Raw genomic sequence first — 14,879 nt, 5'->3', positions numbered from 1 at the left:
AGCAGGTTGACGATGTTGAACGGTGTCCAGCGGCCTTCGAGAGCGCGATCAGCCCATGATCTCGTCGCCCATGGGATCGGCCATGACATCATGCAGGGTCGCTTTCCCGTCGGCAGCACCCTGCCGGGTGACGCAGAGCTGATGGAGCTTTTTGGGGTTTCTCGGACTGCCTTGAGGGAAGCCATGAAAACCCTGGCGGCGAAGGGGTTGATCGAATCCAAGACGAAGGTCGGCACCAAGGTTCTCGACCGCAACAACTGGAACATGTTCGATGCCGACATTCTCGAGTGGCATCTCGAGATCGGGGTCGATGCCCGCTTCCTCGGATGGCTGTTCGAGATCCGGCAGATGCTGGAGCCCCTGGCCTGTTCCACCGCCGCGGTGCGTCGCACGCCGGAGCAGCTCAAGGAGATGCACAGGGCGCTGCAGGCCATGTATCAGTGCGAGACCAGCCGCCAAGGCTTCACCAAGGCGGATCTCGCCTTCCATCAGGCCATCCTGGAAGCCTCCGGCAATCCCTTCCTGCAATCGATCGGCTCCGTCATCGGCGCGGCGCTCGCCACGTCCTTCACGATCAGTTCCCCGGTTTCCAGCGACGACCGCTTCAGGGAGGTCATGCGGCAGCATCAAGCGGTGTTCGATGCCATCGAGCAGCGCAATCCCACCGCCGCAAGCGATGCCATGTCCGAGCTGATCCTGCAGGCGGCGGAGCGGGTCCAGATCAAGCATGTGGAAAGTTCGCTGGCGACGGTCCAGATTCATGCCTTTTCGGGCGTCGAGTAGTTCGGTCGTTGCCGGGTTTCCCGAAGGATTCGGGATAGCAGGGCTCGCTGGGAGTTCTGTTGTGCAAAAATAGTATTATAGTATGATTTATTGGCTGGCATGAGAGGTCTAACACTCAGCCTGTGAGAGGGGAGTAGGGCTGTCCCACAGGGCAACCCCGCTCATCATAGGGGTCAAAAGCGGCAGCTGGCCAGCATCGAAAGCCCAAGCCGACCTGGAGCCCTAAAGCGAAGAACGCTGAATATGCGCCGGGCACAATGATGTCGTTCCGGGCATGGACGAGAGGGAGAACGACCTTGAAGACATACACGACCACATTGGCGGCCGTGGCTCTTGGAGCCTTCGGCATGCTCGGCGCCGCCCAGGCGCAGGATAAAGGCACGGTCGGCGTGGCCATGCCGACGAAGTCGTCCGCGCGCTGGATCGACGACGGCAACAACATGGTCAAGGTGCTCAAAGAGAAGGGCTACAACGTCGACCTGCAATATGCGGAAGACGACATACCGAACCAGCTCTCACAGGTTGAGAACATGATCACGAAGGGCTCCAAGGTTCTCGTCATCGCGGCCATCGATGGTACGACGCTTTCCGATGCCCTTCAGCAGGCTGCCGACAAGGGCATCAAGGTCATCGCCTATGATCGCCTGATCCGCAATTCCAAGAACGTCGACTATTACGCGACCTTCGACAACTTCCAGGTCGGCGTGCTCCAGGGCGGCTATATCGAGAAGGCGCTCGGCCTGAAGGAGGGCAAGGGCCCGTTCAACATCGAGCTGTTCGGCGGCTCGCCCGACGATAACAACGCCTTCTTCTTCTACAACGGCGCCATGTCCGTGCTCGACCCCTACATCAAGAGCGGCAAGCTCAAGGTTGCCAGCGGCCAGACCGGCATGGACAAGGTCTCGACCCTGCGCTGGGATGGCGCTGTCGCCCAGGCCCGCATGGATAACCTGCTCTCCGCCTTCTACACCGACAAGCGTGTCGACGCGGTTCTCTCGCCTTATGACGGCCTGAGCATCGGCATCATCTCCTCGCTCAAAGGCGTGGGCTACGGCACGCCGAAGCAGCCGATGCCGGTTATCACCGGCCAGGATGCGGAAGTGCCCTCGATCAAGTCGATCCTGGCCAAGGAGCAGACCTCGACGGTGTTCAAGGATACTCGCGAGCTTGCCAAGGTGACGGTCAACATGGTCGACGCCGTGCTCTCCGGCAAGCAGCCGGAAGTCAACGACACCAAGACCTACGAGAACGGTGTGAAGACCGTTCCGTCCTACCTGCTGAAGCCGGTCAGCGTCGATGCCTCGAACTGGAAGGAAGTTCTGGTCGGCAGCGGCTACTACAAGGAAGACCAGTTCAAGTAATTGGTTTTCGCGAAGAGTGGACCCTGCGCACTCGCGCAGGGTCCTTGCTCATTTCTGGAAGGCTTTGTTGCCTGAGGTTATGCGATGAATGCGATCCTTGAGATGCGGGGGATCACCAAGACGTTTCCGGGCGTGAAGGCGCTGGATAACGTCAACATCACCGTCAAGGCCGGCGAGATCCACGCGTTGGTGGGCGAGAACGGGGCCGGAAAATCCACGCTGATGAAGGTTCTGAGCGGCGTCTATCCGCACGGCTCCTATTCCGGCGAGATCCACTACGAGGGCGAGGAACGCCGCTTCTCCGGCATTGCCGACAGCGAGAAGCTCGGCATCATCATCATTCACCAGGAGCTGGCTCTTGTGCCGCTTCTGTCGATTGCGGAAAACATCTTTCTCGGCAACGAGCAGGCCAAGTACGGCGTCATCGACTGGTCGGCTGCATTTGCAAGAACGAAAGAGCTGCTGAAGCTCGTCGGCCTGAAGGAATCGCCCGAGGAGCTGATCACCAATCTGGGCGTCGGCAAGCAGCAGCTCGTGGAGATCGCCAAGGCGCTTTCGAAGAAGGTGAAGCTTCTCATCCTCGATGAGCCGACCGCGAGCCTGAACGAAAAGGACAGCGATGCGCTCCTGAACCTGCTGCTCCAGTTTAAGGCGCAGGGCATCTCCTCGATCCTGATCTCGCACAAGCTGAACGAGATTTCGAAGGTCGCCGATTCCATCACCGTCCTGCGCGACGGCGGCACGGTCGAGACGCTCGACTGTCGGGCACAGGAAGTAAGTGAGGACCGCATCATCCGCGGCATGGTGGGCCGCACCATGGAGGACCGGTACCCGAAGCGCGAGCCGAAGATCGGCGAGACCATCTTCCAGGTGGAGAACTGGTCGGCCTATCACCCGCTCCACAGCCATGTGCAGGTGGTCAAGAACGTCAACCTGAATATCCGGCACGGCGAGATCGTCGGCATCGCCGGGCTGATGGGGGCAGGCCGGACCGAGTTCGCCATGAGCCTGTTCGGCCGCAGCTACGGCCAGAACATCTCGGGCCGGGTGACGCTGCACGGCAAGGAGATCGATGTCAGCACGGTGGAAAAGGCCGTTGCCAACGGGATCGCCTATGCCACCGAGGACCGGAAGACCTACGGTCTGGTCCTGGCCGAGGACATTCGCAAGAACGTCACGCTCGCCAATCTCGAGGGCGTGTCCAAGAACCTCGTCATCGACGATATCCAGGAGCTTGCGGTCGCCAACGACTACCGCGCCAAGATGCGTATCCGCAGCCCCAGCGTATTCCAGGAGACGGTCAATCTCTCCGGCGGCAACCAGCAGAAGGTGGTGTTGAGCAAGTGGCTCTTCTCCGATCCGGAGATCCTCATTCTGGACGAGCCGACCCGGGGCATCGATGTCGGGGCGAAATACGAAATCTATACGATCATCAACAGGCTGGCCGATGCCGGCAAGGGTGTCCTCATGATATCCTCGGAGATGCCGGAACTGCTCGGCATGTGCGACCGGATCTATGTCATGAACGAAGGATCCCTGATCGCCGAGCTCGATATTGCCGAGGCATCCCAGGAAAAGATCATGCACGCTATCGTTAAGTCGGGGAGACGCTGAGATGGACACCAGGACCGCCGACGAGCTTAACGTCCCCCAGCAGAAGACATCGTGGTTGGAGTTCGCCAAAACCCATTTCCGCGATTACGGCATGCTGCTGTCGCTTCTGGTCATCATGCTGTTCTTCCAGGTGGTGACCGACGGCACACTCCTGCGGCCGCTCAACCTCACCAACCTGGTGCTTCAGAACAGCTACATCGTCATCATGGCGTTGGGCATGCTTCTGGTGATCATTGCCGGACATATCGATCTTTCGGTCGGCTCCATCGTCGGCTTCGTCGGCGGACTTGCAGCCATGATGATGGTGCGGTGGGGAATCGATCCTGTCACGACCACCATCGCCTGCCTCATCGTGGGCGGCATGATCGGCGCGGCGCAAGGCTACTGGGTCGCTTATTTCAAGGTGCCGTCATTCATCGTCACGCTTGCCGGCATGCTCGTCTTCAAGGGCCTGACCCTGGCGCTGCTCGGCGGCATGTCGGTCGGTCCCTTCCCGGTGGTGTTCCAGCGCCTGAGCTCCGGCTTCATTCCGGACGTCTTCGGCGGCGAGGGCTTCAACTACACCGCTTTATTCCTCGGCGCCGCCAGCGTGGCTGCGATCATCTATTTCAGCTTCCGCAGTCGCACCAATCAGCTGAAGCATGCGGTCGAGACGGCACCCTTCGGCCTGTTCCTGTTCAAGAACGGTCTGCTCGCTGTTCTCGTGATCGCGTTCTGCTACCTGATGGCGACCTATCGCGGTCTGCCGAACGTCCTTGTCATCATGGCAGTGCTGATCGCGCTCTATGCCTTCGTGACCAATCGCACCACGATCGGCCGGCGTATCTATGCGCTGGGAGGCAATGAGAAGGCGGCCAAGCTGTCGGGCATCAAGACCGAGCGCCTGACCTTCCTCACCTTCGTCAATATGGGCGTGCTGGCGGGCCTTGCCGGCCTGATCTTTGCCGCTCGCCTCAACACGGCGACCCCGAAGGCCGGCCTCGGCTTCGAGCTCGACGTGATCGCAGCCGTCTTCATCGGCGGCGCCTCGGCCACCGGCGGCGTCGGAAAAGTGACGGGCGCGGTCATCGGCGCCTTTGTCATGGGCGTCATGAACAATGGTATGTCGATCCTCGGCATCGGTATCGACTACCAGCAGGTCATTAAGGGCCTCGTGCTGCTCGCGGCCGTCTCCCTTGACGTCTACAACAGGAAGAAGTGAGGGCTGGCGTCAGGCCATCAAGTTCTCAGCACAACGGCGAGCCTCGCGCTCGCCGTTTTCATTTTGAGTTTATTGGAACAGCGCGGCTTCAGCGAGCCGCCGTCATGCCGGCTGCTTCAGGCACCGGGCTCTTGGTCAAGGTCATCTTATTGGCACTGCGGTCGCAGGACACGGTAACGAAGCCATCCGACGCGTTGATCCGAACCGTGACCACATCGCTTGTGTTGACAAGCTTGACAGGTTCCTCGTCCACTTCCTGCGCAGCCTCGTTGATGATGGAGAGGCATTCGCCGAATGGCATGGAGGCAATGCGGGTATCGGCGGACTGAGCCAGAGCAGCCGAGCCGGCAGCAAGGGCACCGAGGGCGCCGAACATGATTGCAAGCAAAGAGGAGCGCATTGACCGATTCTCCCAACGCTCGGAGATCACCACGCCCGAGGCCTTCCCGATGTGTCCTATCGCACACGGGGAAGGAACGTGCCTCACCATGGACCGTTCCTCGCTGTCAATGTCGCAGGGGAGGGGTGCTCGCCGTCATCGACAGATATCGCACGACCACCGTTAGAGATGTCTGAAGAACCTTAGCCGCTCGACTCCTTCTGATGTCCGGACATCTGGCGCCCTCGTTGCTCGGCTCTTTCCAAGGCTTCAGCGAGAAGGTGGCGGCTCTGCATCAGGGCATGCTCATCCGGCATCGCCACGCTCAACGTGGCGAGGATCCGTTCAGCCTCCATCTCATGGCGTATTTCAGGCATGACAATCTCCAGCAAGCTATGCTGATGCAACTGCCTATCGTCCCTCAGGTTCCTGTCCGTCGCATCGGTACGGTGAGGCGACATATTTATGACGTAATAATATCTAGCTTGAACAACATTGCTTGACGGTTTCAGGGACTATGTTCCTGGCCGGCAAAATCGATTAATGCTAAGTCTCTCATATTACGCGTTCAGACATGATTCATCCCAAGATTGTCAGGGATGGTCCCATGACGACCAGCGGACCAGACCCTTTGAAGGATGCTCTCGTTCTCCAGGCTCGGGTGAGGGGCTTGCAAGCCCTGCTCGAATTGCAGCGCTGGCAAATCGAGGTGCTCAACAACAGGCTTTATTCGTCCGAGCCGGGCGGCGTTGCTGCGCGACGTCTGCTGGACCTCAAGCGAAGCGAGACAAAGAGGGATGCGTTCAAGGTGCCGGAGGGCATGAACGATCCCTGACAGGACAGTTGATCCCCAGCCATACAAGAAGGCCCGGTGCTGCCACCGGGCCTTCAGCTTTTTCGGGCTGCTGCGTGATCAGTTGAACTTGTAGTTCACGCCAGCGCGCAGCACGCCGAATTCTGCATCGCGATCCACGTTCACGCGTCCGCCACGGTCGTAGTTGTCCTTCGTGTCGAGATCGACATAGAGGCCTTCGACCTTGGCGGTGAAGTTGTTGGTGATGGCGTATTCCACGCCGCCGCCGAGGGTCCAGCCCCAGTTGATCTCGTCGCCGCTGTGATAGCCGAGCAGCGGATCGTAGCCACGGTTGCCGCCGATATCGCCATAGGCGAAGCCGCCGGTGCCATAGACGAGGGCGCGGTCGAAGGCGACGCCGGCGCGGGCGCGGATCGTGCCGAAGAAGCCATCCGAGTCACCCGGGTAGTAGGTGGTGCCGTAGGAAGCGCCCTTGTTGCCGACCGCAGCATACTGAAGGTCCGTCTCGAGGCCGCCCACAAACATGCCGAATTGGTAATTGTAGCCAGCCTGGGCACCGCCGACGAAGCCGCCGCCGCGGCGACCTTTGACCGTGCCGAAAGCAGGATCGTAGAAGCGGCTGTCGCCGACATTCCAGCCGTAGCCGGCATTGAGACCGGCGTAGAAGCCGGTCCAGGTGAAGACCGGAAGTGCATTATAGGCGGGAGCAGGAGAATAGCGGCCCGGCAGATCAGCCGCGTGGGCCGTCGACGCCGCAATGGCGAGAGCCGCTGTGGCAGCGAGCAGTCCAAGAGCAGAGGTACGCATTACTGTTTTCCGTGCTTAACATAAAGATCAGATAGGCATTTATTGCCTGTCGCGGGTCTAATAAGGTATCGCGAGAGATTGTTGCAATATCGGCGACCGTAACCATTCGAAACATGATTGACGGTTTATGAATGTTTACTGCCCATCAACCATGCTGCCGATGATCGTCTTGAGATAGCCGGCGATTATGTGCAGATCACAGCGTGAAGTTCGGCCGTGAGGCCTCAAAGCAAGAGACAAAACTTGGCGTCGCCCTTTTTCGGGGCGAGGCCTTTTTGTCGTCTCGTGCTGTGTTCAGATGTCGCTCAGGTTCGAAGCCGAGGCCAGAGCGCGTCGGGCAATCACATCGACATCCGCACTCATGGCCAACGTGTTCGGATCGAGTTCCGAAATAGGAAGCCAACGCGCTTCGAGAGCATCATCGCCAGCGATCGGCTCGCCTGAAATCCACCGACATTGCACGGCGATCAGGATGTAATGCTGCTGAATGTCACCACCTGCATCCCGCACCAGAATATCGAGCGTGGTGATGATGCCTTGGGCTTCCGCATGGACAGCGGTCTCTTCAAGAAGTTCTCGGGCCGCTGCCTCCTTGACCGTCTCGCCGAACTCGATCTTGCCGCCGGGAAAACCCCACAGCCCGGCATCGGGCGGATTGGCACGCCGCACGAGCAGTGTCCGGTTGTCACGGATGACGACGGCGATGACGGCGGGAATTGGTGAAGGCGACATGAAAAAGGCCCGGCCTGGAAGGGCCGAGCCTTAACGCATGATGATGCTGACGAACAGCGGAGTTAGCGGCGAAGCGTCGATTGCAGCGGCTCGAGGCTCTTGGTGAACCAGAGCGCCGTGGTCTCGGCGATGTCCTTCCACTGGGCGGACGCCGTCTCGTAGGCCTGGCGCGTTGCTTGGCTCTGAGCCTTGAAGGCCTCTGGCAGGGGGGAAGGGCTGATCGCCGAGCGCCAAAGATCGAGAGCCACATCGCGCTGCGTGTTCACCGCGTCGATGATTTTGTCGTTCACCTCAAGGGCGCCCTTGGCCGATGCGGCCACAGCCTCGCTCACGGCCTGACGGAAGACGTCACCCTGCTTCTTGGCGGAAGAGAAGATGGCTCCTGCCTCAAGGGGAGTCGTGGCAATCGTGGGAAGGGATGCGGGCTTCGCCTCCACAACGGCTTCGACGATCTCGGCTGCCGAGACTGCTGCCATCTCGACCAGATCGTCGGCCTTCTGCACGCTCTTCACTGTACTCTTGGCTCTGGGCTTCTTCACTTCCGCCATCGTGACGTCCTCGCAGGTTTTAGGGAGAAGGAGATTACTTCTTGGATCCCGGCTGCTTCATGGCCGACTGGGCCAGGGAGCCGAATTCCTTCATCTGGGTCTGCATAGCCTCGAACTGAGTCCGGACGAACTCGGCCTGGATCTGCATGGCCTCCTGCATGTCCTTGGCGCGCACCATCTTCTGGGCAAGGTCGAAGGCAGCAGAGAGGTTCTGCTCGGTATAGGAGAAGGTCTTGCGGGCGGCGTCCTTGGCGCTGGCCTGGACGGTATTCGCCGAGCCTTCGAACGTATCCGCCGTCTTCTGGGCGGCGTTCATGAAGCCATCGATGGCCTTGCGGGCCTGCTCGACGCTCTTTTCGGCGAAATCGCGCATCTCCGGGGGAATCTCGTAACCTTGGGTCGGGTTCGTCGCCATGGGGTGCTCCTTGTCGTTAAGGCATTTGTGCAGTGCAATATCACATTGTGCGCCGCAAAATCAACTCCCTATGCCTCGCCTATTAAGGTTACCTCAAAGTAAAAGGATTCAAGTGTCCCGCCTTGCATGCTTGGCCGCAGATATTAGTCTAGAACCTCTCCAAGAGGTGACTCTGAGGCAGTTCACAGCAAGGGCCGTTGATGACGGGTGGTCCCGATCCAATTGAAGCGCTGATCGCGCGGCTTGCCGCCGAACCGGACTTGAGCCTTCTGGCCGGTCCTGGGGCGGGCGTGCTCGTCTGGGATCAGGCAGGAGAGAGGCTGCTCTGGACATCGCCGGCCGCCGAGGGATTGCGGAACGCCTTCACCGATGAAGCCGGCCGGGTAACCTCGGGCTTCAGGGCGCGTGATCGTATCAAGGCGTTGGCCAGAGGGCTGGCGCCCCGACATGGCATCCGGCAGGAGCGCCTGAGGCTTGATCCGACCCGCCCCTGGCTGCCGGTCGCAACCGTCTGTCGCCTAGCATCCCTGGAGAACGGCGAGACGGTTCTGGTCACGGCTTTCCTCGGGGCCGTACCCAAGGCATCCTCTCTCTCGCGCAGGGTACCGCGGGCTGAGCCGACGAGCCCTGAGACTGTCACGCATACCGAAGCCGCTCCTCAGTCGGAAAGGCGTCCTGGCCCGATCCGGTTCATCTGGCACACGGATGCGGAAACACGTTTCACCGATGTATCGCCCGATCTCGCCCAGACTGTCGGAGCCATGGCCGGCGATATCGTCGGGCAGACCTGGGAGGAGGTGTCCGGTTCGGTCGTCGAGGATCCGGATGGAGCCGTCGCGGCTCTGTTTGCCCGTTGCGAGACCTGGAGCGGTCGCACGGTCCTCTGGAGCATCGACAATTCGCGCCAGCAGGTCCCCGTCGATTGGGCCGGCATGCCGGTCTTCGGTCCGGGGCGGCAACTCATCGGCTTCCGGGGCTTCGGCCTCCTGCGCATGGATGCCGTTCAGGAACGGGAGATCCCGGACGCCGCAGCCGATCTGATTGCGCAAAGTCTGGTCAACGACGAGACGCTCCCGTTCCGTCCGCCCGAGGAAATACCGTCGGAGGAGCCGGCGGCTGAGCCCGCGCCGTCGGAGGAGGAAACTTGGTTCTCGAACCTTCGCGACCAGGTGGCCCAAGCGCTTGCCAGCACCAATCCGCCCGAGCCGGAGCCCATCGAACGGGACCGCCCGGCCGAGAAGCCGACTCAGACATCGGGACTCTCCAATGCGGAGCGCAATGCCTTTCGGGAGATCGCTCGCGCGCTCGGAGCGCGCCTGGAGGAGGACGCGCCTAGTCCTGAGGAAGCGGCCTCCGAGGAACTGGAACCTGTTGCCGAAGCGGCACCGTCTCTTCCGCCGCCAGCCGGCCCGGCCAATGGCGATCGCATCCTCGACCGGCTGCCGATCGGGATCCTGGTTCATCGCGGCGAGAGCATTCTGTTTGCCAACCGCTTCCTTCTCGACCTGACCGGCTACGACGATATCGAGCAGATCCGGACCGACGGCGGTCTCGTGCATCTGTTCCGCGGCTCTCCGGCGCTCGGAGAGGCAGGGGGTGAGGATTCCGCTCTTGCGCTCACTAACCGCCAGAACGAGAACATCGCTGTCACCGTGCGCTCCTCATCCACCGATTGGGATGGCGAACCGGCGGATCTCATGGTCATCGGCAAGGCTTCCAGGGTGGATGCTCCGCCGCCCTCTCCGGACAGTCGCATCCATGAGCTGGAGGCGATCCTCGACACGGCGACCGATGGTGTCATCGTGCTCAACGAGACGGGGCGCATCCTCTCCCTCAACCGCTCGGCCGAAGCGCTGTTCGGCTACGACGAACGGGCAGTGGCGGGCGATGCGATTACCGTCCTTCTCGCACCCGAAAGCCATATGGTCGCCCTCGATTATCTCGAAAGCCTGCGCTCGCCGGGCGTGAGAAGCCTGCTCAACGACGGGCGCGAGGTGCTCGGCCGGGAACGCCAGGGCGGCTCGATCCCGCTCTTCATGACCATGGGCCGCCTGGGCGACGGGCCGAACCGCCGGTTCTGCGCGGTTCTTCGCGACATCACCGTCTTCAAGAAGGCGGAGGGTGAGCTGATCGGCGCCAAGCACGCGGCCGAGGAGGCGAGCGCCCAGAAGTCCGACCTCCTGGCCAAGATCAGCCACGAGATCCGCACGCCCTTGAACGCCATTCTCGGCTTTGCCGAGGTCATGCTGGAGGAGCGGTTCGGAGCCATCGGCAACGACCGCTACAAGGAATATCTCAAGGACGTTCACGCCTCCGGCTCCCACGTGATCAGCCTCGTGAACGATCTCCTGGATCTGGCGAAGATCGAGGCCGGCCGGTTGGAACTGTCGTTTACGGGCGTCAGCCTCAACGAACTGGTTTCGTCCTGCGTGACCCTGCTCCAGCCGCAGGCCGCGCGCGACCGCATCGTCATGCGCACGAGCTTCGCGCCGAAGCTGCCCCCGGTGGTGGCGGATGAGCGCTCCATGCGTCAGATCGTGCTCAACCTCGTCTCCAATGCCATCAAGTTCACGGATGCGGGCGGGCAGGTGATCGTCTCCACGGCGATGACCGACCGGGGCGAGGTGGCGTTCCGGGTGCGCGATACCGGCATCGGCATGACGCCGGAGGAGGTGGAGGCCGCTCTCGAACCATTCCGCCAGCTCGCCACCTCGCGCAAGCGCGGCGGCACGGGGCTCGGGTTACCGCTGACCAAGGCGCTCGTCGAGGCGAACCGCGGCGCGCTGCAGATCGCCAGTCAACCGAGCGAGGGAACGCTGGTCGAGGTGATCTTCCCGCCGACACGAGTTCTGGCGGAATAGTGACCCGCTTCACCCTGCGTCGAGCGTTCCTGTCGGACATGCCGATTGTCGCGCGTCTGAACCGCCATGTGCGCAGAACCTGTCTGCCTTATCTGCCCGATCTGCACACGCCAGATGAGGACCTGGCCTTCTTTCAGGAACACGTCTTTCCGACGTCGGAGGTCTGGATTGCGGAGACCGAGGGGCAGCTGGTCGGCTTTGCCGGGGCAAGGCTCGATTGGCTCGACCACCTTTATGTCGATCCGGCCTGGCACAGCCGGGGTGTGGGGCACGCTCTCTTGTCAGCCGTCAGAAAAGAGCGATCTGAACTGAATCTCTGGACGTTCCAGGACAATGCGCAGGCGCGCCGCTTCTACGAGCGGCAGGGCTTCCGGCTGATCGCCACGACCGATGGTTCCGGCAATGAAGAGCGCATGCCGGACGTCCATTATCGCTGGGTGCGCGATCAATCGACATGACGGCGCCTATTGCGGTTATGAGACGTTGCAATAGGTTCTGCCTTGTAAGGCTCCACGAGACGAAGGATCGCCATGTCTACCTATCGCCTCGACAAGCTGCTCGCTCCCCGTTCCATCGCGGTGGTTGGCGCTAGCCCGCGTCCCGGTTCCCTCGGCCTGACCTTTCTGCGCAATCTCATCGCAGGCGGCTTCGAGGGAGACCTTTTTGCCGTCAATCCGCATCACATTGAGGTCGAGGGAAGGCCCTGTTTCCCGTCCCTGTCTCAGCTTCCCGAAACGCCCGATCTCATCGTCGTCGCGGTGCCGCCTGAGCGCGTGCTTGGCGTGATCGAGGAGGCGGGGAGCGTGGGGGTATGCGCCGCCATCGTGGCGACGGCCGGCATGGGCTATGGTGCGGGCTCTCTGGGCGATCAGGTCAGACTTGCCGCGCGCGCCCATGGCCTGCGCATCGTCGGCCCCAACTGCATCGGCGTGCTGGCGCCGCGCGCCAAGATGAATGCGAGCTTTGCGGCCCACAGCGCCAAGCCCGGCGATCTGGCGCTCGTGTCTCAGTCCGGGGCGGTGGCGGCGGGTCTCGTGGAATGGGCGGCACAGCGGCAGGTGGGATTTTCCGCCATCGTGTCCTTGGGCGACAAGATCGACGTGGATTTCAGCGACTGCCTGGATTTCTTCTCCGCCGACAGCGGCACCCGCGCGATCCTGCTTTACATCGAGTCCATCGACAACGCCCAAAAATTCATGTCGGCGGCCCGCGCCGCCGCCCGCGTGAAACCGGTGGTGGTCATCAAGGCGGGACGGCATGCACAAGGCGCAAGAGCAGCAGCGACCCATACCGGCGCGCTCGCCGGGTCGGACGCGGTCTATGATGCCGCCTTCCGTCGGGCCGGTCTGCTGCGCGTGCTCGATCTCGACCAGCTTTTCGCTGCGGCCGAGACGCTCGGGCGGCAAAAGCCTTTCCCTGGCAATCGACTGGCAGTTCTGACCAATGGAGGTGGTGTCGGCGTTCTTGCCGTCGACCGGCTGATCGATCTCGGCGGGACGCTCGCTCCCCTGTCGGACAAGACACGGGAAATCCTCAACGCCATCCTGCCGCCGACCTGGTCCCATGGGAATCCGATCGACATCATCGGTGATGCGGAGCCGGCCCGCTACGCGGGGGCTCTCGAGGCGCTACTGGCCGACCCGGAGAACGATGCCATCCTCATCCTCAACGTGCCGACGGCGATTGCCGGTGCCTCGGACGTGGCTTCTGCCGTCGTGGACGTGATCAAGCGCGACCGCGCCAGGGGCTATCGCCAGAAGCCGGTCTTCGCCGCATGGATCGGCGAGGATCCGGACTCGGCCCGCGTCTTCGAGGAGGCGCGGATCCCGCATTTTGCCACCGAGGCCGATGCGGTGCGCGGCTTCATGCAACTCGTGCGCTACCGTGAGGCGCAGGACCAGCTGATGGAGACGCCGGACAACCTGCCTCACGACTTCGTGCCCGACACAGAGGCGGCCCGGTCTGTCGTCGCGCATGTTCTGGCTCAGAATCGCCGCTGGCTCGATCCGCTTGAGGTCAATGCGTTGCTGCGGGCCTATGACATCCCGACTGCTCCAGTGACTCTCGCGATCACGCCGGAGGAAGCGGCGGAGGCCGCTCGTCCGATCATTGCCGAGGGTGGTACAGTCGCTGTCAAAGTGCTCTCGCCCGATATCGTGCACAAATCCGACATCGGCGGTGTGAAGCTCGATCTGACGACAGAGGAGGTGGTGCGCAAGGCCGCGGCCGAGATCTTCGAGCGTGCCGCCCGCCTGAAGCCACAGGCGCACGTGACCGGCGTGACCGTTCAGCCGATGGTGCGGCGGGCCAAGGCCCGCGAGCTCATCGTCGGCCTGGCGGACGATCCGTCCTTCGGTCCCGTCGTGCTGTTCGGGCGCGGCGGCACGGCAGTGGAGGTCATCAACGACAAGGCGCTGGCCCTTCCGCCCCTCGATCTCAAGCTTGCGAACGATCTCATCGCCCGCACCCGCGTATCACGTCGCCTGAAGGCGTATCGCGACGTCCCGGCCGCCGATGAGTTCGCGATTGCGCTGACGCTCGTGAAGCTGGCGCAGATGGCGGCCGATATCCCTGAGATCCGCGAACTCGACATCAATCCGCTTCTGGCCGACCAGACCGGCGTGATCGCGGTCGATGCCCGGGTGGCGGTCGCGCCTGAAATCCGAAAAGGGAGCGGCCATCCGCGCTTTGCCGTGCGACCGTACCCGAAGGAATGGGAGCGGACGATCACGCTGCGCAACGGGCGGATGGCCTTCGTGCGGCCCGTGCGGCCCGAGGACGAGGAGGAGTTCCGGCGCTTCTTCGAGAAGATCACGCCGGAGGACTTACGCCTTCGCTTCTTCGCTCCGGTGCGCGACTTCAGCCACACTTTCCTCGCCCGCCTGACGCAGCTCGATTACGCCCGCGCCATCGCCTTCGTCGCCTTCGACGAAGACACGGGCGAGATGATGGGGGCGGTCCGTCTCCACGCGGATGCGAACCACGAGACCGGCGAATATGGCATTCTGCTCCGCTCCGACCTCAAGGGGCTCGGCCTTGGCTGGGAGCTGATGCGGCTGATGATCGAATGGGCGAAGGCGGAAGGCCTACGCGAGATCGAGGGTCAGGTCCTGCGCGAGAATTCTACCATGCTCGACATGTGCCGCAGCCTCGGCTTCTCGATCAAGATCGATCCGGACGATCCGGAGCTGCGCCTCGTCACTCTCCCGATTGCCTCCATCGAGGAGCCGGGGAAGCTGGCGCAATCGGCGTGAAACACAAAAGGCACGCCATGAAAGCGTGCCTTTATTATCTCCAGAAGCCTCATCCTGAGGAGGATCGCGTGAGCAGTCCGTCTCGAAGGGTGGGGCGTCTTCAGTGCACT

Annotated in this window: 14 protein-coding genes; 8 read left to right on the top strand and 6 right to left on the bottom strand. The window is 62.0% G+C overall.

Features of this window, described 5'->3' with window-relative positions; genetic code table 11:
- Positions 1–12: 12 nt before the first annotated feature.
- The 4 genes from JO965_RS20925 to mmsB all read left to right on the top strand — a co-directional run bounded on the left by JO965_RS20925 (position 13) and on the right by mmsB (position 4,959).
- Positions 13–783 (top strand): FadR/GntR family transcriptional regulator, encoded by a 771-nt coding sequence (locus JO965_RS20925; protein ID WP_203444288.1) that lies wholly within the window; start codon positions 13–15, stop codon positions 781–783.
- Between the two features lie 347 nt (positions 784–1,130).
- Positions 1,131–2,144, top strand: a complete 1,014-nt coding sequence (gene chvE / locus JO965_RS20920; protein WP_371826895.1) for a multiple monosaccharide ABC transporter substrate-binding protein — start codon at positions 1,131–1,133, stop codon at positions 2,142–2,144.
- Positions 2,145–2,228: 84 nt separating this feature from the next.
- A complete protein-coding gene (gene mmsA, locus JO965_RS20915) occupies positions 2,229–3,758 on the top strand; it encodes a multiple monosaccharide ABC transporter ATP-binding protein (protein WP_203440925.1) in 1,530 nt (509 codons plus the stop codon).
- A 91-nt stretch (positions 3,759–3,849) separates the two neighbouring features.
- Positions 3,850–4,959 carry a multiple monosaccharide ABC transporter permease gene (gene mmsB, locus JO965_RS20910; protein ID WP_371826894.1) on the top strand — a complete coding sequence of 370 codons (1,110 nt, stop codon included), beginning with the start codon at positions 3,850–3,852 and terminating at the stop codon, positions 4,957–4,959.
- Positions 4,960–5,047: 88 nt separating this feature from the next.
- Here the strand turns inward: mmsB and JO965_RS20905 are convergent, their stop codons facing one another.
- Both JO965_RS20905 and JO965_RS20900 read right to left on the bottom strand, forming a co-directional pair.
- On the bottom strand, positions 5,048–5,359 hold the full coding sequence (locus tag JO965_RS20905) for a hypothetical protein (protein ID WP_203440923.1): 312 nt from the start codon (positions 5,357–5,359) through the stop codon (positions 5,048–5,050).
- Between the two features lie 182 nt (positions 5,360–5,541).
- Positions 5,542–5,715 (bottom strand): hypothetical protein, encoded by a 174-nt coding sequence (locus JO965_RS20900; RefSeq protein ID WP_203440922.1) that lies wholly within the window; start codon positions 5,713–5,715, stop codon positions 5,542–5,544.
- A gap of 230 nt (positions 5,716–5,945) precedes the next feature.
- Between JO965_RS20900 and JO965_RS20895 the strand changes: the two genes are divergently transcribed.
- Complete coding sequence (locus tag JO965_RS20895) at positions 5,946–6,173, top strand: hypothetical protein (protein WP_203440921.1); 228 nt, start codon at positions 5,946–5,948, stop codon at positions 6,171–6,173.
- 78 nt (positions 6,174–6,251) lie between these two features.
- Here the strand turns inward: JO965_RS20895 and JO965_RS20890 are convergent, their stop codons facing one another.
- The 4 genes from JO965_RS20890 to JO965_RS20875 all read right to left on the bottom strand — a co-directional run bounded on the left by JO965_RS20890 (position 6,252) and on the right by JO965_RS20875 (position 8,654).
- Complete coding sequence (locus JO965_RS20890) at positions 6,252–6,959, bottom strand: outer membrane protein (protein ID WP_203440920.1); 708 nt, start codon at positions 6,957–6,959, stop codon at positions 6,252–6,254.
- A gap of 294 nt (positions 6,960–7,253) precedes the next feature.
- Complete coding sequence (locus JO965_RS20885) at positions 7,254–7,691, bottom strand: NUDIX hydrolase (protein WP_203440919.1); 438 nt, start codon at positions 7,689–7,691, stop codon at positions 7,254–7,256.
- A gap of 62 nt (positions 7,692–7,753) precedes the next feature.
- Positions 7,754–8,239, bottom strand: a complete 486-nt coding sequence (locus tag JO965_RS20880) for a phasin family protein (protein WP_203440918.1) — start codon at positions 8,237–8,239, stop codon at positions 7,754–7,756.
- 34 nt (positions 8,240–8,273) lie between these two features.
- The gene (locus JO965_RS20875) at positions 8,274–8,654 is read right to left on the bottom strand and encodes a phasin (protein ID WP_203440917.1); all 381 of its coding nucleotides are present in this window, start codon (positions 8,652–8,654) and stop codon (positions 8,274–8,276) included.
- A 200-nt stretch (positions 8,655–8,854) separates the two neighbouring features.
- Between JO965_RS20875 and JO965_RS20870 the strand changes: the two genes are divergently transcribed.
- The 3 genes from JO965_RS20870 to JO965_RS20860 all read left to right on the top strand — a co-directional run bounded on the left by JO965_RS20870 (position 8,855) and on the right by JO965_RS20860 (position 14,769).
- A complete protein-coding gene (locus JO965_RS20870) occupies positions 8,855–11,515 on the top strand; it encodes a PAS domain-containing protein (protein ID WP_246776638.1) in 2,661 nt (886 codons plus the stop codon).
- Positions 11,515–11,973: a GNAT family N-acetyltransferase gene (locus JO965_RS20865; protein ID WP_203440916.1), complete on the top strand. Its 459-nt coding sequence runs from the start codon at positions 11,515–11,517 to the stop codon at positions 11,971–11,973. Before JO965_RS20870 ends, JO965_RS20865 begins: the two co-directional genes overlap by 1 nt.
- Before the next feature lie 72 nt (positions 11,974–12,045).
- Positions 12,046–14,769 (top strand): bifunctional acetate--CoA ligase family protein/GNAT family N-acetyltransferase, encoded by a 2,724-nt coding sequence (locus tag JO965_RS20860; protein WP_203440915.1) that lies wholly within the window; start codon positions 12,046–12,048, stop codon positions 14,767–14,769.
- The last annotated feature ends 110 nt before the right edge of the window (positions 14,770–14,879 follow it).

The sequence above is a fragment of the Microvirga sp. VF16 genome (genome assembly GCF_016864375.1).
Taxonomy (GTDB): domain Bacteria; phylum Pseudomonadota; class Alphaproteobacteria; order Rhizobiales; family Beijerinckiaceae; genus Microvirga.
Note: the sequence above shows the minus strand (reverse complement) of the source record. Positions and strands in the feature narration are given on the sequence as shown.